This window comes from Amycolatopsis speibonae (genome assembly GCF_042647925.1).
GTDB classification, from domain to species: domain Bacteria; phylum Actinomycetota; class Actinomycetes; order Mycobacteriales; family Pseudonocardiaceae; genus Amycolatopsis; species Amycolatopsis speibonae.
This window is the reverse complement of the sequence record NZ_JBHRWK010000077.1, coordinates 45,123-64,490: the sequence shown is the minus strand read 5'-3', so window position 1 is coordinate 64,490 and position 19,368 is coordinate 45,123. Positions and strand designations below refer to the sequence as shown.

Sequence of the window (19,368 nt, the reverse complement as noted above, 5' to 3'; positions counted from 1 at the left end):
CACCACCGATCGTCACAATCCGTGCCCGAAGCTGCCTGGAACCGCCTCCAGCGCCCCCGCTTACCTGCGAAAATGCTAAGTAAGTGGCATTGCCCTGGGACGGGCGGGGGCTGGGGTGGTGCGGAGTGAGGTGCGGGGTCAGCCTTGGCGCAGGGTGGTGACCATGGCTTCCACGGCGATTCGTGGCTTCACGTTCAGGTCGATCGCCTCGCGGCATTCCAGGACGGCTTCGAGACGCCGCAGGATCGAGTCGGGCGCCCAGGCCGAGGCGGCCTGCGAGATTTCCGAGGCGTGGTCGGGGTGGTTCAGCGTCGCGCCCGCGCCGCTCGCGGTCACCAGCACGTCCCGGTAGAACGCGGCGAGGTCCACCAGCGCGAGATCGAGGGTGTCCCGCTGGGTCCGGGTCGCCCGTGACTTCTGGCGCTTCTCAAGCTGCTTCACCGCGGCTTCGGCGGCCCGCTTCGCCCCGGCGACGCCCTTTCCGATGCCGTCACCGCCCATCGCGGTGCGGAGTTCGGAACGTTCGGCCTCGTCACGGACCTTGCTTTCCTCGCCCGCGTCGGCCTCGGCCGCGCTGATCAGCTGATCTGCGCAAGTGAACACATCGGACGGACGGCGCAGGCCGAGCGGGATCCGCAGCACCGTCGCCCGCCGCTGCCGGGCCGCCTCATCGGTGGCGAGCCGCCGCGCCCGGCCGACATGTCCGCTCGAGACCGACGCGGCCCACCGCGCGCGTTCGGGATCGATGCCGTCCCGTTCCACGAGCACCTGCGCGATCGCTTCGGCGGGCGGCGTCCGCAGGGTCACCAGACGGCACCGCGAGCGGATCGTCACCGAGACGTCGTCCGGATGATCGGACGGCGCGCACAACAAGAACACCGTGCGGTCCGGCGGCTCTTCGACAGCCTTCAGCAACGCGTTCGACGCGCCCTCGGTCAGCCTGTCGGCGTCCTCGATGATCACCACCTGCCACCGCCCGGTGGTCGGACGGCGAGCGGCGGCCTGGACCAGCGAACGCATCTCGGCGACGGAGATCGAAAGACCTTCGGGCGCGACGAGCTTGACGTCGGCGTGCGTACCGGCCATCACGGTGCGACAGCCTGGGCATTCACCGCAGCCGGTACCGGTGCTGCACTGCAACGCCGCCGCGAAAACCCTCGCGGCGGTCGAGCGCCCCGACCCGGGCGGCCCGGTGACCAGCCAGGCGTGGGTCATCGCCCCTGGCGCGACAGGCTGGTTCTCGATGATCCGCGCGGCCGCCGTCGACGCCGAAGAAAGCGTGCGCGCACCGGGCTCCTGGCCGACTAGCTGCTTCCAGACACCGATCAGCACAGGGGCTTCCGTCATCTCGCTTCGACCTTTTCCTCCGTCGGAGCGAGCCCGGCGAGCCTGCCGACCAGCACCGCGCGGATCGCGGTCCGCACCCGGTCGCTCACTTCGTCCTCGGTACCGTCCGCGTCGACCACCACATACCGGTCCGGATCGGCGGCGGCCATCTCCGTGAGCAGATGCTGCACCCGCCACTGCGCGTCCAGCGACTCCGACTTCCGCATCACCGTGCCGGGATCGGCGTCGAGCAGGACGGTGATGTCGGGCCGCAATCTGCCGGTCGCCCAGTCGGCGAGCCCTTCGAGTTCCTGGCTGTCCAGCCCGGCGACCGCGGACAGATGCGCCAGCGGCGAGTCCACGAACCGTTCCATCACCACGACGGAACCCGCGTCGAGCGCGGGCTGGATATCCCGTTCGACGATGTCCGCGCGCACCGCGGCGGCGGCCAGCGCCTGCGCCCGCGCACCGGACAGCGAAGCACCGGAGACGAGCTTCGCGAGCCGTTGATCGTCCAGCGCCGGATCGGCCGCCAGGACGACCGGACGCGTACCGCCGCCCAGCCACTCGGCCAGCCGCGCGGCCTGCGTCTCGGTGTTGATCGCCCGAGTGCCTTCGAGCGCGATCAGCAGCCCGTTCACCCGGCGAGGACTACGGCGCAGGGCGTTGCGGAGGTCGGCGAGGATCGGCTCGGCCCGCCTGTCGTCCATCTGCCGGTAGGCGAAGATGCCGGCGAGCAGCGCGAGGACACCGCCGCCGATCATCACCGGCCGCGTGCCGTCGATCGTGATCGTGCCGCCCCACACTTCGATCTTGCGGGACTGGACCAGGCTGATCAGCAGCGGCACCAGCACCGTCGAGCCGAACAGCACGATCTTCATCAAGGCCTGGTAGATCGCGTTGATCCGGCCGCGGATGGAGTCTTCGATCCGCGAACCGATGATCGTGACACCGGTCAGGAACGCCGTCCCCGCCCAGAAACCGACGGCGGCGACAGCGACCAGCGACACGGCGAGGTGCGGCGACAGCGCGACGACGACGAGACACAGCCCCGCGGCGACGATCGAGATGCCGAACAGCCGGTCGTGCGCGAGCCGGCGCGCGAGCTTCGGGGCCAGGGCCATCCCGGTGGCGAGCCCGAGGAAGACGGCGAGCACAAGGAGGTTGAACGCCGCGTCACCGGCGAGCAGGCTGGACGAGTACGGCTTGGCCGAACCGATCACCGCGCCACCGGCGGCGAAAGCGCCGAACGCGCCGATCATCAGCCCGCGCACCAACGGCGTCGTCCGCACGAAACGGGCGCCGTCGGCGATCATCTGGCGGAAGCCGAACTTCTGCTCTTCGGCGGGCTTGACCTCGGGCTTGCCGACCGAGTGGACATTGCGCAGCGAGAGCTCGGGGATCCGGGTGGCGATCACGATCGCGCTGGTCAGGTACAGCAGACCGGTGATGACGACGGCGACCTTCGCGATGCCGAGCTGGGCGTCACCCTGGAAGAAGTGGAACGTGGTGTTGCTGCCGGTGAGCACGGCGTTCGCCCCGGCCGCGGTGATCACCGCGAGGCCGTAGGTCATCACCATGCCGAGCTGGTTGGCCGTCTCGACCTGATCCGGCCGGCGCAGCAGGTTCGGCACCGCCGCGTCCTTCGACGGGATCCACATCATCGCGCAGCAGCCGACCAGGAAGTTGCCCACGAACACCCACCACGGCGTGCCGACGAACGCGATCGACAGCAGGAAACCGCACCGGCCGAGGTCGCAGAGCACCATCACCTTGCGCCGGTCGAACCTGTCGGCGAGCAGCCCGCCGAGCGGGGCGAACAGCAGCCCCGGCAGCAGCGAGGTCAGCACGACACCGACGAACGCGAAGTTCTGCGCCGCGTAGTTGTCGGTCAGTTTGGTGACCAGACCGGTCAGCGTCAGGAGGTTCAGCCAGTCCGCGACGCTGCACAGGTACGAGACACCCCAGATCCGGCGGAACGGCTTGATCGCCAGCACCCGCCGCGCGCGGTGCATGGTGGAAGCGTCACGCCCCGTCGAACCATCCGAGCCCGCTTCGGGCATCGACTGCACGCCCTCGCTGATACGCCCACCCCACTAGTCACGCGTCGCCGGGCGCGACCCGGGTCAACGCCGAGTCCCCCGACCGTATGGCCAGGGTATCCCGATGGGTGACGTGGAGGTGGACGGGCCCGTCCGGCGCTACCGCCGGACGGGTTACCCGAAGATCCCCGAGATGCTGCTGAACAGGCTGGCCAGCAGCTGGATGGCAAGGACCGCGAAGACGATCATGAGGGCGATCGCGATCATCACCCCGGCGGTGTTCGACGACGGTTTGCCGATCCTCGGGATCTGCATCGATCGCTTGGCCCGCTGTACTTCGGCCTCGGCCTCTTCGTCGACCTCGACCGGCTCTTGCTGCTTCAGCCGACGAGGCTGACGGATGAGCTGAGAAGGCCTCGACGGCCAGGTGCGCTGTTGGGGCAGGATCCCGATCGGCGCAGCGCCCTGCTCACCGACCGTGTTGATGAGCTTCGCGGGCGACTGTTCGGCGCCCGGGTTTTCGGCGGGCCGCTCGTCCGCGAGCATGGCCGCGTCGACCATCCTGCTGACCACTTCGGGGTCGTGCTGGACCGGTCCCGGCACCTGCACGTGGATCTCGTCGGCCCCGGCCGACGGGTTCGCTTGGGCCGTCGTGACCAGGCCGGACAGCGGGTCGGCGAACGTGTCGCCCGGAGGATGTGCCTGAGTGCCATCGCCTTTCACGAAGTCGGGGGCATCGTAGAAGGGAGTTTCGCCCTTCCCGCTCATGGTGACCACCTCACTACGGAATGTCCTCTGCTTCCAGGGTAACCACCTCGGCCCGTCGCGCATCCGCCCAATGGGCCAGATAAATGTCACGCGCCGCGAGGCTGATCTTCACATCTTCCAGCAAAGGCTCGAAGAAAGAACGCCGGTACCGGGCATCTGTCGCGGTTGATGCGGCGAAGTACAAACCGGAGAAAACGGCAAGGAACAGGGAGACATTGATAAGTGCGGAACTCACCGGGAGGGGGACACCCAGCAGTGTCCCGGGCGGTGATTCCCGGCCGGCGAACTCCGTCACGACCTCAGGCCGGAGGATCAGCACCCCGAACACGACGAAGAAGGCGAACACCAGCACCCCGAAGGCCACGATCTGCACCGCCTGGGCGAAGAACAGCACCAGGGCGATGTTCAACCGCTCCGTCTTCGCCAGCGCGCGCCGCCGCGGCGGGGGTGTGTCGTCGTCGAACGGCGTGCCGCGCAGGACGGCCGCCCCCGGCTCCACGGTCCAGGACTTCAGCTCCTTCATCTCGTCGGACAGCATCGACGCCAGGAACACCGCGCCGATCAGGACGAGGAAGCCGATCACCAGCCACAGCCGGCCCGGGTTCAGCCCTTCGACGGTCTGCCACAGCTCGGCGGTGAAGAAGCTGAACATCACCACCAGCAGAAGCAGCGGCAACGCCCTCGACGCCAGGGTGCCGATGGCCCTGACCTGCGAGACCGCGCTCCGCGCCGCCCAGGTCAGAATCGAGCCGACACCGATCCGCACCAGCAGCATCAGTACGGCCAGCGCGACGAGGTTGGTGAGCACGGCGACCCAGAGCGGGTTGTCCCACGACACCAGCCCGGTGAGACGTTCGCCGAGCGGCAGCACCAGCACCCAGAAGCCGATCGTCGCCGCCATGACGGCCAACCGGACGCGGGTGCGGTTCAGCGCCCGGAGCAGCTTGACCATCAGGCGACCGGCGATCACCGGCACCACGAGTACGGCGAACGCCAGCGCCAGCACGCCGAGGACGTACGCGAGCCCGCTTTCGCGCATCCGGGCTTCGAGTACGGCCTCGGGGACGTCGAGCAGCTTCAGCAACCCGGCCAGCAGCAGGTCGAGCAGGCACAGGAACACCAACCCGGGCGTCGAACGGCGCAACATGCCCGCTCCGCGCCTCCGCCGGTGGATGACCATCGGCAGCCCTCGCCGCCGGAACCACGCGTCGGCCGCCCGACGATCCAGATCCATTCCCGCCCCCTCGTCCCGGCGCTACGTCCGGCTCAAGTCCACCGCCTCGTGCAGCCAGCCCGCCAGTGCCCGGCGGTCCATTCCACCGAACATCAGCCACCCTTCGGAAGGGGCGGCGTACACCACGAACCTCCCCAAATCGTTGTCGACGATCACGAATCCGTAGTCCGGGTACTCGGCGTTCAGCCCGCCGAAGGCGACCAGATCGAGGATCGCCGTCCCGGTCCGGGGACGGTCGAGGGTGTCGGCGACCAGGCCGACCTCTTCCTCCTGACCGGGCAGCGGCACGCCGTGCCCATCGATCCTGATGCGCATCGGCTGCGTCTCGCCGGCGGGGACGTGCGGGAGCCCGCCGAAGACGCGGGCGCCCAGCTCGCCGAAGTCGCTCAGGCTGAACGTGGTCCGCCGCCCCGACCGCATCCGCCAGACGACGGCCTGGTGCCCGTCGCCGTAGCAATCGACCCGCACCGCGCGGGGCTCGGACGCGAAGACGCCGGTGAGGACGCCTCGCACCGAACCCCGCAGCATCACGCCGTGCATCTGGAGCGCGGCCGGATGGATCTCGCCGTTCTCCATCAGCCCGGCTTCTTCGAGCATCGCCGCCTTGGCCGCGTAGCGCTCGGCCTGGGTGACGAGATCCGCCGGCTCGTCGTACGACGGGCACAGACGGCGGATCTCGTCGTCGGTGATCTCCGGGTCGTAGCCCAGATACACGCTCCGGCGCTCGGGCACCGCGCGCAGCACCGGCGCGGCGGCGCGCCTCATCAGTTCCTTCACCGTCTTCGGTTCACGCATGGTTCTGCACCGCCTTCACGATCCATTGCTCGGCCATCGACCGGCTGGCCGGGCCCCAAGTGAGCGTCCAGCGGCCGTCGGCGTCCATCGCCGCGCTGAACTGGTATCGGCCGAGGTCGTTGTCCACCAGGCCGAAGGCGCCGTGCGGGTACTCGGCGAGGATGGAGTTCCGCACCGCGAGATCGACGAGGACCGTGCCGTGACGCGGCCGCGAAGCACCCGCACGGATCACCTCGACGGCCTCCCTGGCCTGCAGCGGGATCAATCCGCCCGCGTCCGTTTCGATGCGCACGGTCTCGCCCGGCCCCGTCGGATGGTCGGGCAGCCCGTCGAACACCCAGCCCGGCAGCGCGCTGAGGAAACCGGACCGCAGCCGCGCTCGTTTGCCGAGCTTGTTCAGCACCGTGGTGTAGTCCTCGTCGCCGAAGAACCGGACCTCCCACGGCTCCTCACGCGACGGGAAGACCCCGGTCACCACGCCGCGGATGAACCCGCCGCGCAGCGCGCGATACAGCCCGACGGCCTCGGGCGTGACCTCACCGCCGGAGGCCAGCCCGATCGCCGCCATCCCGCTCACGAACCGGGTGTACTGCTCCACCTCCTCGGCCAGGGTGAGCCCTGGAGTCGGCTCCTCGTCGGCCAGCACCGGCGGCACGGCGAGTTCCGGATCGTAGAACTCCATCACCGAGGGCCGCTCCGGAACCTCGGCGGCCAGGGGCGCGATGACCTCGTCGATGACGTCGAAGACAGCGGTCGTTGAAGTGCTCACCTGACCATTGAACACCCTGGTACCGACAATTTTTAGAACTTTTGTTCGAATGGGTGAGACTGGTCTGCGAGCGGTCGGTCAGCGGTCGGCGGTCGACCGATTTGCTCGGCTGAGCCCTCGCTTCGCCGGCGAGCGCGGCGGCACGGACCGGTCGAACGCATCGGGCGTGCCGAGGTTCGGTTCACCTCGTCCCCGGATGTCATGAAAGGGGCGTTCAGGACGTTTTTCGTCCTGAACGCCCCTTTCATGACACTTGCGGCAGGTGCGCTACTTCGTCTTCGTGGCCGTCGAGCGTGCGGCGGGCTTCTTCGCCGCAGTCGTCTTCGCGGCCGTTGTCTTCGACGCCGCGGTCTTGGTGGCGGTGGTCTTCTTGGCCGCGGCCGTCTTGGTGGCCGCCGTCTTCGACGCCGCCGGCTTCCGCGCCGGGGCCTTGCGCTTGGGCGCGGGGCCCTTCGCGCGCTTCTCCGCCAGGAGTTCGGCGCCGCGCTCGGCGGTCAGCTCCTCGATGCTGTCCGACTTCCGCAGTGTCGCGTTGTACTCGCCGTCGGTCACGTACGGGCCGAAGCGGCCGTCCTTGACCACCATCGGCTTGCCGGACACCGGGTCGTCGCCCAGTTCCTTGAGCGGCGGCTTCGCGGTCGCGGACCGGCCACGCTGCTTCGGCTCCGAGTAGATCTTCAGCGACTCTTCGAGCGTGATCGAGAACAGCTGGTCCTCGGTCGTGAGCGAACGCGAGTCCGTGCCCTTCTTCAGGTACGGCCCGTAGCGCCCGTTCTGCGCGGTGATCTCGTCGCCGGATTCCGGGTCCTTGCCGACCACGCGCGGAAGCGAGAGCAGCTTCAGCGCGTCTTCGAGGTTCATCGTCTCGATCGACATCGACTTGAACAGCGAACCCGTACGCGGCTTCGGCTGCTTCGCCTTCGCGGCCTTCTTCTGCGCGGCTGTCGCGCCTTCGGGCAGCGGCTCGGGCTCGGGGAGGAGCTCGGTGACGTACGGGCCGAAGCGGCCTTCCTTCGCCACGATCTCGTGCCCGCTGACCGGGTCCTTGCCGAGCACGCGGCCTTCCTGCGGCGTCGCGAACAGCTTCTCCGCGATCGCCGGGGTCAGCTCGTCCGGCGGCATGTCCTCGGGCAGGTTCGCCCGCTGCGACGCGCCGTCGACCTCGCGCTCGAGGTACGGGCCGTAGCGGCCGACGCGCACGACGACGGTGTGGCCGTCGGCGTCGCTGAACAGCGGGATCGAGTTGATCTCACGGGCGTCGATGTCCTCGACACCCGAGCCGACCAGCTTCTTGAGCCCGCCGAGGCGGCCGACGGAGCCGTCGACGCCCATGTCGCCACCGAAGTAGAATTTCGACAGCCACTGCGTCCGGTGCTCGTTGCCGGCGGCGATGCGGTCGAGCTCGTCCTCCATGCCGGCGGTGAAGTCATAGTCGACCAGCCGCTCGAAGTGCCGCTCCATCAGGCCGATCACGGCGAACGCGACCCAGGAGGGCACCAGCGCGGAACCCTTTTTCCAGACGTAGCCGCGGTCCTGGATGGTCTTGATGATCGACGCGTACGTCGACGGGCGGCCGATCCCCAGCTCTTCCATCTTGCTGACCAGGCTGGGCTCCGAGTACCGCGCCGGCGGCGAGGTGGTGTGCCCGTCCGGGTTCAGCTCGGTGGCTTTCAGCGCCTGGTCCTTGACCAGCTGCGGCAGCCGGCTCTGCTTGTCGTCCGCTTCGCCACCGCTCTCGGTGTCGACGGCCTCGACGTAGGCCTTGAGGAACCCGGCGAAGGTGATCGTGCGGCCCGAAGCGGCGAACGTGCACTCCTCGCCGCTGGTGGCCGTGCCGACGATGCGCACCGACATCGTGGTGCCCTTCGCGTCCGCCATCTGCGACGCGATCGTGCGCTGCCAGATCATCTCGTAAAGGCGGTACTCGTCGGTGTCCAGATCCTTCGCGACCTGGCCCGGCGTGCGGAAGACCTCGCCCGAGGGGCGGATCGCCTCGTGGGCTTCCTGCGCGTTCTTCACCTTGCGGGTGTACTGGCGCGGCGACGGCGAGACGTATTCCTTGCCGTACAGCTGCGTCGCCTGACTGCGCGCCGCCGAGATCGCCGACTCCGACAGCGTCGTGGAGTCGGTACGCATATAAGTGATGTAACCGTTCTCGTACAGCTTCTGCGCGATCCGCATGGTGCGCTCGGAGGTGAACCGCAGCTTGCGGCCCGCCTCCTGCTGCAGGGTCGAGGTCATGAAGGGCGCGTACGGCTTGCGCGTGTACGGCTTCTCTTCGACGCTCGCGACCTTGAAGTCACGGTTCTTCAGCGCCTCGGCCAGCCGGACCGCGTCGGCCTCGGCCAGCACACGGATCTCGTTGTTCGAGGCCTTGAGCCTGCCGTCCGAGCCGAAGTCACGGCCGGTGGCCAGGCGCGCGCCGTCGACGGCGATCATCCTGGCCGGGAAGTTGCGCGGCTCGCCGTTCTCGGTGCCCGCGGCCGTGTTCTCCATCGTCGCCGAGATGTCCCAGTACGACGCCGAGGTGAAGCGCATGCGTTCGCGCTCCCGCTCGACCACGATCCGGGTCGCCACGGACTGCACGCGGCCGGCCGAAAGCTTCGGCATGACCTTCTTCCACAGCACGGGCGAGACCTCGTAGCCGTAGAGCCGGTCCAGGATGCGGCGGGTCTCCTGCGCGTCGACCAGGTCGCCGTCGAGCTCACGGGTGCTGTCGGCCGCGGCGCGGATCGCCTGCTCGGTGACCTCGTGGAAGACCATCCGGCGGACCGGGACCTTCGGCTTGAGCGTCTCCAGCAGATGCCACGCGATGGCCTCGCCCTCGCGGTCGGGGTCCGTCGCGAGGTAGAGCTCGTCGACGTCCTTCAGCAGGCTCTTCAGCTCGGTGACCTTGGACTTCTTGTCCGGTGTGACGACGTAGAGCGCCTTGAAGTCGTTGTCGACGTCGACACCCAGCCGCGCCCACGACTCACCCTTGTACTGGGCGGGCACGTCGGCCGCGCCGCGGGGAAGATCGCGGATGTGTCCGACGGAGGACTCCACGACGTAGTTCCCGCCGAGGTACGGGGCGATCTTGCGGGCCTTGGTAGGCGACTCGACGATCACCAGCCGACGACGGCCGGCGCCGTCGTCCGACGCCGCGCTCTTCTTCGTCCGTGCTCCTGCCACGCTGTCCTGCTCTCCGCTCATCTTCGGCGCCTGCGCGCCGCCTCTCGACCCGTCAGTGTGCACGCTCGCACCGCCCCGACCACGGCTAGGTGGTGCAACACGCCGCCGATCGTGTGTCCAGCGCATCGCCGCTGACCTCGTCGATGTTTCCTTTCAACACCTAGCACGTGATGTCCGACACGTCCGCCTGGGGTACCGCGTGACGGGGTGAACACCCTCCGTTCGACGGTGGTGACACCGTGGCCGCCAACGCTTCACTTGATATCCACGCCGACCCGAAAGGACTCCACGTGACCCGACGACTCCTCGGCACACTGTTCGCCATGCTGACCGCATCCGCCCTGGTCGGAGCCGCCCCCGCGGAAGCGGCGACGACCACTTTCGCCGGAACCGTGGCCCTGTCGAACTGCTCCGGGTCGGTGGTCAAGCCGCCCGAGGCGAGCCTCGGCGACCCGGCCCTCGTCCTCTCCAACGGGCATTGCCTGCTGGAAGGTTTCCCGGAACCCGGAGAAGTACTCGTCAATCAGCCGTCATCACGGACCTTCAGCCTGCTGTCCAAGGACGGCCGCTCGTCACTGGGCACGCTCAAGGCGAAGAAGCTGCTCTACGCGACGATGACCGACACGGACGTCTCGCTCTACCAGCTCAACACCAGCTACTCCAAGATCCAGTCGACCTACGGTATCGCCCCGCTGACGCTCTCGCCGACCCGTCCGTCGGCAGGCGTCGCGATGGACGTGGTGTCCGGGTACTGGAAGAAGATCTACTCCTGCAACGTCGACGGCTTCGTCCACGAGCTGCACGAGGCGGACTGGGTCTGGAAGGACTCGATCAGGTACACCCCGGCGTGCAAGACGATCGGCGGGACCTCGGGGTCGCCGATCGTCGAGACCTCGACGGGCAAGGTCGTCGGCGTCAACAACACCGGCAACGAAAGCGGCCAGCGGTGCACGATGAACAACCCGTGCGAAGTCGACGCCGCCGGGCAGGTGACCGTGCGCAAGGGCATCAACTACGGGGAACAGACCTATCAGCTGACCTCCTGTCTCGCACACAGTGAACTGGACCTGGCGAACCCGAACTGCAAGGCACCGAAACCCTGACGACACCCCTTCGTCCGGTGCTATGAAAGGTCCTTTCCTTGCGAAATTTGCAAGGAAAGGACCTTTCATAGCGTCTACGTGAGATCAGACGGCACGGACGACGGGCACCAAACTGGGCCAAGCGGGCTCCGCCCCGGCGGGTGCGTCCCCGATCAGCTCCAGGACGTGCGCGAGCCGCCGCCGTCCGGTGACCCGGAGCAGCGCATCTTCACCCTTCTGCACCTTCGCCGGCACGCCCAGCTGAGCCAGCGCGGCGATCAGCCGTTCATGCGTCTCCGGCGCCTCCGGATCGAGCGCGAGCAGGTAACCATTGCCCTGCGGACTGCCCGCCGCCAGCGCCCACATCCTCAGCATCGCCCCGTCGAGCCGGAACCCGGCCGGCAGGACCTTCCCCTCACCACGGGCCCAGCGCTGCTCCAGCGGCAGCAGATCGACCCGGAACGGCGTTCTCACGAGCGGCCGCCCGCATTCGGCGGCCGAGACCTGCGCCTGGACGCCGCGACGACGGCATTCCCTGGCGAGGGCACCCGCCCGCCAAGGCTCGTCGACCAGGGCGGACAGCCGTGCCGCCGTCCGCCCGAAGCCCGTCATCCGCCCGGGCCCGCACAGCACTCCGGCGAGGTCGGCGAGCCCAGGCCCGCTCGCCTCCGCCGAGAAGAGCGAGATCGTCCCGTCCACCCGGACACAATAGAACACAAGTTCGAGTCATGGCCAGTGACAGCGCGATGACTCAGCGCGGTTGCTTGACCAATTCCTGGCAGACCGGGATCCGGCTGGCGGCCGAAGCGAGCTGAGGGACGTCATTAAGGCCCCTGAGAAGGTCGAGACGGTCGAGTTCGTCGAGGGAGGTCCTCGCGTCGCGAAGCGCCGTTTTCGTCGTCTCGGGGTCGGTTGAGGAGTCGAGACGGAGGCGGACGTCGTCGGCGCGGGCACTGATGCCGTCGAACTGGGCGACGGCGGCAGCTCGTGAGGCGTCGCCACCGGCGACCGGGGCCGGACCGAGGTTCGCGAGCGCCGCCGAAGTGCGCTTCAGCCCTTCGACCACCGAGGCCATCAGCTCACCGGAGGTCCGGGAGGCCTGCTGGGGCGTGCTCGGATCGACGCTGGGCAACGTCGCCAGCGTGCGTACGAGTCCGCCCGCAGCGCCGCAGTATCCCTCGGCCCAGGCGGAGATGGGGTCGGCCTCCGACGCGCTGACCGTCGCGAGACCTTCTTGTCTGGCGTGGGAAGTCACCGCGGGCTGCTGCCCGCACCCGGCGAGGCCGAGCCCGATACCTGTTGCTAGCGCGGCAAGGACGGTGAACCGCGGCCGCACGAAAACACCTCCCGACCTCCACGACTTCCCAGCTGGCCCCCGACGGTACCGATACCGGGGGGCAATGCAAATCGCCGGGCGATCGACACGGCGGGAAAGAATGGTCAGGAGGGCAACTTCTTGCAGTTCGGGGCCTGTCCGGCCAAGTTCTTCAACGAAGCGTTCGTTTCCAGCTGCTGGAACGGGTCGGGCATGTCGTTGATGTCCGACCCGATTCGCCGGAACGCGATCGCGGCCTCCGCCGTGGCCTTCTTGTCGTCCTTCGGCGCGGCGTCCAGTTTCGCCTTCGCGGCGACGACCTGGTCCCGGATCGGTGTCAGCGCGTCGACGATGCTTTTGCGCGCGCTCTCGGCTTCCGCGCTCGGCGCCTGACCGAGCCCTTTCAGGCCGGTGACGGCGTTGTCGAAACCGGGCGCGAACACCCCGAAGGCCTCGTCCATCGCGTTGCGGGCGTTCGCGGGGTCGTCCTGCTCGAAGTCGGGCATCCTGAAGTCGCCGATCTTGGCGAAGTCGATCAGCGAGCCGCAAAAGCCGTCCATCCAAGAGCCGCCCGCCACGGGCGCGGGAGAAGGAGGCGGGGCGGTCGCGGTCGTCTCGGCACCACCGCAACCGGCCAGCAGGAATGCGGCGGTGAAGAGCGCGAACGAACGCCTCATGACAGGGACTCCCCCGGATCAGGATCAGTGTGACGCGCAGAGATTAACCTGCCAGGACATCGCACTGGGCCCGCCACGGGAAACGTGGCGGGCCCAGTGGGTACTGCTTTACGGCGTTATGCCTTCGCTTCCGCGGGACTGTCGGAAAGAACCGACGCGCGACGCTTGGAAACGACGATCGCGGCCACGATGATCGCGACGGCGACCAGCGAGATCCCGACCCGGACGCCGACGTTGGCGTCCGCCCCGATCGAGAACTGCACGATCGCCGGGGCGATCAGCACCGACACCAGGTTCATCACCTTGATCAACGGGTTGATCGCGGGACCGGCGGTGTCCTTGAACGGGTCACCAACGGTGTCACCGATGATGGTGGCCTCGTGCCCGGCGGAACCCTTGCCGCCGTGGCTTCCGTCCTCCACGAGCTTCTTCGCGTTGTCCCAGGCGCCACCGGAGTTGGCGAGGAAGATCGCCATCAGGGTGCCGGACGCGATCGCACCGGCCAGGTAACCGGCGAGCGCGCCCGTGCCGAGGCCGAAGCCGACCGCGATCGGGGCGAAGACCGCGAGCAGACCGGGTGTGGTCAGCTCACGCAGCGAGTCACGCGTGACGATGTCGACGACGCGGCCGTACTCGGGACGGGTGGTGCCCTCCATGATCCCCGGGATGTCGCGGAACTGGCGGCGCACTTCGTAGACGACCGCGCCGGCGGCCCGGGACACCGCGTTGACCGCGAGACCGGAGAACATGAACACGACCGCCGCGCCCACGATCACGCCGACCAGGGTGTTCGGGCTGACCACCGAGTTCACGAAGAAGTTCAGCGCGCTCGTGCTGGCTTCCGCCGCCTCCGGGATCGACTTCAGCGCCTTGCTGATCGCGTCCTGATAGGACCCGAACAGCGCCGTGGCCGCGAGGACCGCCGTGGCGATCGCGATGCCCTTGGTGATGGCCTTGGTGGTGTTGCCGACCGCGTCGAGCTCGGTGAGGATCTGCGCGGCGTCTTCGTCGACGTCGCCCGACATCTCGGCGATGCCCTGCGCGTTGTCCGAAATCGGGCCGAAGGTGTCCATCGCGACGATGACGCCGACGGTGGTGAGCAGACCGGTACCGGCCAGCGCCACGGCGAACAGCGCGACGCCGCCACCGAGCAGGTACGCGCCGAAGACGGCCGCACTGATGACGAGAGCGGTGTACACGGCGGACTCGAACCCGACCGAGATACCGGCCAGGATCACCGTCGCCGCACCGGTTTCCGAGGACTTGCCGACTTCCTTGACCGGCTTGTGCTCGGTGCCGGTGTAGTACCCGGTGAGCTTGAGGATGATCGCCGCGAGCACGATGCCGATGATCACCGAGATGGTCGCGATGACAGCCGGGTTGCCGGGCTCGCTCGTGGCGCCGCTGGTCAGCTCGGAGAACGAACCGGGCAGGTAGACGAACGCCGCGATCGTCGAGAGCACCGCGGAAATCGCCGCGGAGATGTAGAAGGAGCGGTTGATCGTGACCAGACCGCCTTCGCCCGCCTTGGCCTTGGTGATGTAGACACCGATGACCGCGGTGATCACGCCGATGGCGGGAACGATGAGCGGGAAGATCAGGCCGTGCACGCCGAAGGCGGTGCTGCCCAGGATCAGCGCCGCCACGAGCATGACCGCGTACGACTCGAAGAGGTCCGCCGCCATCCCGGCGCAGTCGCCCACGTTGTCACCGACGTTGTCGGCGATGGTGGCCGCGTTGCGCGGGTCGTCCTCGGGGATGCCCTGCTCGACCTTGCCGACCAGGTCGGCGCCGACGTCGGCGGCCTTCGTGAAGATACCGCCGCCGACACGCATGAACATCGCGATCAGCGCGGCACCGAAACCGAAGCCCTCCAACACCTTCGGGGCCTGTCCGGTGTAAACCAGGACGACCACCGCGGCACCGAAGAGGCCGAGGCCGACGGTGATCATGCCGACGACGCCACCGGTGCGGAACGCGAGGCGCATCGCCTTCTCGCGGCCGCCGGGCTCCCGCGAAGCGGCCGCGACGCGCAGGTTCGCCTGCGTCGCCAGCCACATGCCGAGATAGCCGATCGCGAAGGAGAAGCCCGCGCCGACCAGGAAGAAGATCGACCTGCCGATCTTCTCGTTCCAGTCATCGGCCGGCAAAGCGAAGAGCAGCACGAACACGATTCCCCCGAAGATCACGAGGGTGTTGCGCTGCCGTTTCAGGTAGGCAGCCGCGCCTTCCTGCACTGCCTTCGCGATGTCCTGCATCTTGGAGGTGCCCTGGCCGGCGGCCAGCACCTCCTTGAGCAGTACGTAGCCGATGACCAGTGCGGCAAGGGCGACCACGGCGATTACACCGACAATGGTGTAACCACCTCCGGTGAGCGTGAGTTCGCCCGCCGCGAGGAACTGCCGGGACATTCGTCCTCCTGGAGACGTCGCCGTTGGCCAACGACGATCCGCCGATGGGACCGGCGGCCCGTGCGTTGGCATGGGGATCTGAACCGAATGTCACGCTAGTCGCACTGCAAGGTACGTCTCACATGACGCTCGCCACAGACGGTGTGGATTGCGGGAGTGTATTGGTAGTGGGATGGCGGGCGGCAAGGCGTCCCTGCCACCGCACGTTCCGTTACCTTGTGAGTCTGATCACTGTATCGATCATCCGCGGCCCCCTTCCGGCGTCGTTCGCCTCCGGCGGTGGCCCGTTTCTGTCGGTGCGTTGTGCGAAGCTTCCGAAGGTGGACGGCACGGCGGAATCCGGTAAGGGACGGCGGCTTCTCGACCGCGCGACGGCGGGAATCCCGGCTTCGCTGTACCCGGTCACGCATGTGACCGAACTGCCCGCCCGCGCGGCGGATTCGGTGGACTGGCCGGAATGGGTGGCGGCCGAAGTCGTCGAGGCGTTGAGAGCGGGCGGGGTCGAGGCGCCGTGGCGGCATCAGGCGGAAGCCGCGTCGCTGGTCCATGCGGGCCGGCACGTCGTGATCTCCACCGGGACGGCTTCGGGCAAGTCGCTCGCGTACCAGTTGCCGGTGCTCTCGGCGCTGGTCGAGGACGAGCGGTCTTCGGCGCTGTACCTGTCCCCGACCAAGGCGCTCGGCGCCGACCAGCTGCGCGCCGTTTCCTCTTTGGAGATCAAGAAGGCGCGAGCGGCGTCGTTCGACGGTGACACCCCGATGGAGGAGCGGGACTGGGTCCGCGCGCACGCGAACTGGGTGTTCACGAACCCGGACATGCTGCACCGCGGGATCCTGTCGTCGCACGCGCGCTGGTCCCGGTTCTTCCGGCGGCTCTCGTTCGTCGTCGTCGACGAATGCCACAGCTATCGCGGCGTCTTCGGTTCCCACGTGGCACTGCTGCTGCGCAGGTTGCGAAGGGTCGCGGCGTACTACGGCGCTTCGCCGGTCTTCGTTCTCGCGTCGGCGACGACGGCGGATCCGGCGGCGTTCGCGTCGAAACTCTCCGGGCAGGACTGTGTCCCGGTCACCGAGGACGGCTCGCCGCGCGGCGCCCGCACGGTCGCGTTGTGGGAACCCCCGCTGCTTTCGGAGATTTCGGGCGAGAACGGGGCACCGGTCCGGCGCTCGGCGGGCGCCGAGGCTTCACGGATCCTCGCCGAACTGGTCATCGAGGGCGCTCGCTCGCTGGCGTTCGTCCGGTCGCGGCGAGGCGCGGAGCTGACGGCGATCGGCGCGCGGCGGATTCTGTCCGAAGTGGACGGTTCGCTGGCGGAAACCGTCGCCGCGTACCGGTCCGGGTACCTGCCGGAGGAGCGGCGCGCGCTCGAAGCGGCGTTGCAGTCCGGGCGGTTGCTCGGGGTGGCGACGACGAACGCGCTCGAACTCGGCGTCGACATCGCCGGGCTGGACGCGGTGGTGCTGGCCGGTTATCCGGGAACGCTCGCGTCGTTCTGGCAGCAGGCGGGCCGGGCCGGGCGCGCGGGTGACTCGGCTTTGGTCGTGTTCGTGGCCCGCGACGATCCGCTGGACACCTATCTCGTGCACCATCCGGCCGCGATCCTGGACAGGCCGGTGGAAGCCGCCGTCCTCGACCCGTCGAATCCGTATGTACTGGGACCGCAGCTGGCCTGCGCCATCGCCGAACTCCCGCTGACCGAACCGGAGGTCGCGGCCTTCGGCGGTGACGCGGCGCGTGCCGTACTCGCCGATCTGGTCAAGGAGAAGATCGTCCGGCGCCGCACGAGCGGCTGGTACTGGACTTCGCGGGACCGTCCGCACGCCGAGGTCGGCATCCGCGGTTCCGGCGGCGAGCAGATCGCCGTGGTGGAAGCCGATTCCGGGCGGATGCTCGGCACGGTCGACCCGGGGTCCGCCTGCTACGCGGTGCATCCCGGCGCGGTGTACCTGCACCAGGGTTCGTCCTATCTGGTCGACGAACTGGATCTGGAGACCGGGCTCGCCCTGGTGCACGCGGAGGATCCGGACTGGACCACGTCGCCGCGCGAGATCGTCGACATCAGTGTGCTGCGCACCGAAGAGCGCCGGGTGCACGGCGGGATCACGGTGAACCTCGGCGAGGTTTCGGTGAGTTCGCAAGTAGTCGGCTACCTGCGGAGACGTCCGTCGGGTGAGGTGCTGGACCAGACTCCGCTGGACCTGCCGGAACAGAGCCTGCACACCCGCGCCGTCTGGTACACGATTTCGGCGGAGCTGCTCGGCTGTTCCGACAGCTCCGGGGTTTCCGATGGCGTGGCGGGGACCGGGGGCCATCGGCGGGGGACCGAAGTTCTGGAGCCGGTGGGGACCGGAGGCTCCAGGGTGGGGACCAAGGAACTTGGCGGAGCACCGGGGACGAGCGCCGAGTTGGATCCGGCGCGCGTCCCCGGTGCCCTGCATGCCGCCGAGCACGCGGCGATCGGCCTGCTACCGCTGTTCGCTACTTGCGACCGCTGGGACATTGGCGGGGTGTCTACCGCGTGGCACGAGGACACCGGGGAGGCGACGGTGTTCGTGCACGATGGCCATCCCGGGGGTGCGGGATTCGCCGATCGCGGGTTTGCCGCAATTGTCCCTTGGCTGGCCGCAACGCGGGAGGCGATCGTTTCCTGCGAATGCCCGGCCGGCTGCCCGTCCTGCGTCCAGTCGCCGAAGTGCGGGAACGGCAACGATCCGCTGGACAAGGCGGGGGCAGTGGCCGTTCTGGACACCGTGCTCGGGGCGTTGCGTCAGCACGGGTCCCAGTCAGGCCACTTGGAGCTTTGAAATTGTGGGGTGAATCGTGGGTTGATCAGGCGGCGGTGGTCAGGCTCGCCACGGGGGCGGCGGCCTGGTCTCCGGCCAGCGCACGGACGAGCACGTCGTGCACCTCGGCGGCCTCGGGCAGCTGCCAGCCCCAGACCTCGGGCTTGACCCGCCAGTGCACGACACCGTGCTGGAACGGCGACGGAGGCAGCGGGATGTAGTCGTTCGCGCCGTGCCACTGGACCGAGGCATGCTCGGCCAGTTCCCGCGGGATGCTCGCGGCGGCGGTGGTCAGGAACAGCCAGCGGCCGTTCGGCATAGCGACGATCGGCGCCGGGTGACCGGTGGCGCGCAGCAGACGGGCGGCGGCCTTGCCGAGCTCGTCGTCGACCTCGATGGCGTCCAGCACGGTGCCGGTGGCCACGAGCAGGCTGTGCGTGTCGTCGCCGAACCAGGTGGCGACCTCGTGCGGGTGGGTCTCGATCAGTTCACGCCAGTTGTCCTGGGCCGGGACGGGACGCCGCCAGGTGAGGTCGTCACCTTCCGCGGTGATCGCGGCGGGCTCGGCACCCGGGAGCACCGGCCAGCCACGCCATGCGAGGCCGATCGCCTCCGCCCGCATCTCGATGCGGAAGGCGCCACGCCAGCTGTCCGGCCAATTCGCGTCCAACATTACTGTCCCTGCCTCAGGTCAACTCTGTCCTGTGTGGTCCTGCTGTGCTGCCACCCGGCGACCTTCTCGAGGTGGTGCACATCTCAATAAACGGCAAGTTGCACATCGGGAGAAGACCTCACGCGACAACCGGCCGTTACTTAGCGATGAACGCGCGGTAGTGCGACAGGACGGACCGAAGGCCGGACGTCCGATTAACGGCCGTGCGCGACCGGTCCGGGGCCGTTCGTCGCAGCCGAGCTGGGCATCCTCCGCCCTGTGACCACGCTCACGACCGGCGGTGCGCGACCGTTCGGCGGAGCGCTGATCATGACTTCGACCG

14 protein-coding genes are annotated in these 19,368 nt (G+C 68.6%); 2 read left to right on the top strand and 12 right to left on the bottom strand.

Features of this window, described 5'->3' with window-relative positions:
* Positions 1-138 precede the first annotated feature (138 nt).
* The 7 genes from ACFOSH_RS36740 to topA all read right to left on the bottom strand — a co-directional run bounded on the left by ACFOSH_RS36740 (position 139) and on the right by topA (position 10,126).
* On the bottom strand, positions 139-1,347 hold the full coding sequence (locus ACFOSH_RS36740; protein WP_378245051.1) for a DNA polymerase III subunit delta': 1,209 nt from the start codon (positions 1,345-1,347) through the stop codon (positions 139-141).
* On the bottom strand, positions 1,344-3,398 hold the full coding sequence (locus ACFOSH_RS36735; protein ID WP_378245050.1) for a bifunctional MFS transporter/dTMP kinase: 2,055 nt from the start codon (positions 3,396-3,398) through the stop codon (positions 1,344-1,346). Before ACFOSH_RS36735 ends, ACFOSH_RS36740 begins: the two co-directional genes overlap by 4 nt.
* A gap of 144 nt (positions 3,399-3,542) precedes the next feature.
* The gene (locus ACFOSH_RS36730; RefSeq protein ID WP_378245049.1) at positions 3,543-4,136 is read right to left on the bottom strand and encodes a hypothetical protein; all 594 of its coding nucleotides are present in this window, start codon (positions 4,134-4,136) and stop codon (positions 3,543-3,545) included.
* A 13-nt stretch (positions 4,137-4,149) separates the two neighbouring features.
* Complete coding sequence (locus ACFOSH_RS36725) at positions 4,150-5,370, bottom strand: hypothetical protein (RefSeq protein WP_378245048.1); 1,221 nt, start codon at positions 5,368-5,370, stop codon at positions 4,150-4,152.
* A 21-nt stretch (positions 5,371-5,391) separates the two neighbouring features.
* Entirely contained in the window at positions 5,392-6,165 is a 774-nt protein-coding gene (locus ACFOSH_RS36720; RefSeq protein WP_378245047.1) for an ESX secretion-associated protein EspG, read from the bottom strand.
* Complete coding sequence (locus ACFOSH_RS36715) at positions 6,158-6,949, bottom strand: ESX secretion-associated protein EspG (RefSeq protein ID WP_378245046.1); 792 nt, start codon at positions 6,947-6,949, stop codon at positions 6,158-6,160. The genes ACFOSH_RS36720 and ACFOSH_RS36715 overlap by 8 nt, the downstream gene beginning before the upstream one ends.
* A gap of 252 nt (positions 6,950-7,201) precedes the next feature.
* A complete protein-coding gene (gene topA / locus ACFOSH_RS36710) occupies positions 7,202-10,126 on the bottom strand; it encodes a type I DNA topoisomerase (protein ID WP_378245045.1) in 2,925 nt (974 codons plus the stop codon).
* Between the two features lie 269 nt (positions 10,127-10,395).
* Between topA and ACFOSH_RS36705 the strand changes: the two genes are divergently transcribed.
* The gene (locus tag ACFOSH_RS36705) at positions 10,396-11,208 is read left to right on the top strand and encodes a S1 family peptidase (protein ID WP_378245044.1); all 813 of its coding nucleotides are present in this window, start codon (positions 10,396-10,398) and stop codon (positions 11,206-11,208) included.
* A gap of 84 nt (positions 11,209-11,292) precedes the next feature.
* Here the strand turns inward: ACFOSH_RS36705 and ACFOSH_RS36700 are convergent, their stop codons facing one another.
* From ACFOSH_RS36700 to ACFOSH_RS36685, 4 genes are all read right to left on the bottom strand, one after another.
* Positions 11,293-11,904, bottom strand: a complete 612-nt coding sequence (locus tag ACFOSH_RS36700) for a hypothetical protein (RefSeq protein ID WP_378245042.1) — start codon at positions 11,902-11,904, stop codon at positions 11,293-11,295.
* 34 nt (positions 11,905-11,938) lie between these two features.
* Entirely contained in the window at positions 11,939-12,523 is a 585-nt protein-coding gene (locus ACFOSH_RS36695; protein WP_378245040.1) for a hypothetical protein, read from the bottom strand.
* A gap of 104 nt (positions 12,524-12,627) precedes the next feature.
* The gene (locus ACFOSH_RS36690) at positions 12,628-13,179 is read right to left on the bottom strand and encodes a hypothetical protein (RefSeq protein WP_378245038.1); all 552 of its coding nucleotides are present in this window, start codon (positions 13,177-13,179) and stop codon (positions 12,628-12,630) included.
* 116 nt (positions 13,180-13,295) lie between these two features.
* Entirely contained in the window at positions 13,296-15,590 is a 2,295-nt protein-coding gene (locus ACFOSH_RS36685) for a sodium-translocating pyrophosphatase (protein ID WP_378245036.1), read from the bottom strand.
* Positions 15,591-15,910: 320 nt separating this feature from the next.
* On the opposite strand from ACFOSH_RS36685, the gene ACFOSH_RS36680 reads away from it, so the two are divergent.
* A complete protein-coding gene (locus tag ACFOSH_RS36680; RefSeq protein ID WP_378245034.1) occupies positions 15,911-18,394 on the top strand; it encodes a DEAD/DEAH box helicase in 2,484 nt (827 codons plus the stop codon).
* 25 nt (positions 18,395-18,419) lie between these two features.
* Here ACFOSH_RS36680 and ACFOSH_RS36675 read toward each other — a convergent pair whose 3' ends face one another.
* Entirely contained in the window at positions 18,420-19,046 is a 627-nt protein-coding gene (locus ACFOSH_RS36675; RefSeq protein ID WP_378245032.1) for a bifunctional DNA primase/polymerase, read from the bottom strand.
* Between the last annotated feature and the right edge of the window lie 322 nt (positions 19,047-19,368).

What these genes read in the sequence shown, in the direction of transcription:
- ACFOSH_RS36740 (WP_378245051.1), bottom strand. Translation starts at nt 1,347, where the DNA reads ATGACGGAAGCCCCTGTGCTGATCGGTGTCTGGAAGCAGCTAGTCGGC.
- ACFOSH_RS36730 (WP_378245049.1), bottom strand. Translation starts at nt 4,136, where the DNA reads ATGAGCGGGAAGGGCGAAACTCCCTTCTACGATGCCCCCGACTTCGTG.
- ACFOSH_RS36725 (WP_378245048.1), bottom strand. Translation starts at nt 5,370, where the DNA reads ATGGATCTGGATCGTCGGGCGGCCGACGCGTGGTTCCGGCGGCGAGGG.
- ACFOSH_RS36720 (WP_378245047.1), bottom strand. Translation starts at nt 6,165, where the DNA reads ATGCGTGAACCGAAGACGGTGAAGGAACTGATGAGGCGCGCCGCCGCG.
- topA (WP_378245045.1), bottom strand. Translation starts at nt 10,126, where the DNA reads ATGAGCGGAGAGCAGGACAGCGTGGCAGGAGCACGGACGAAGAAGAGC.
- ACFOSH_RS36690 (WP_378245038.1), bottom strand. Translation starts at nt 13,179, where the DNA reads ATGAGGCGTTCGTTCGCGCTCTTCACCGCCGCATTCCTGCTGGCCGGT.
- ACFOSH_RS36685 (WP_378245036.1), bottom strand. Translation starts at nt 15,590, where the DNA reads ATGTCCCGGCAGTTCCTCGCGGCGGGCGAACTCACGCTCACCGGAGGT.
- ACFOSH_RS36675 (WP_378245032.1), bottom strand. Translation starts at nt 19,046, where the DNA reads ATGTTGGACGCGAATTGGCCGGACAGCTGGCGTGGCGCCTTCCGCATC.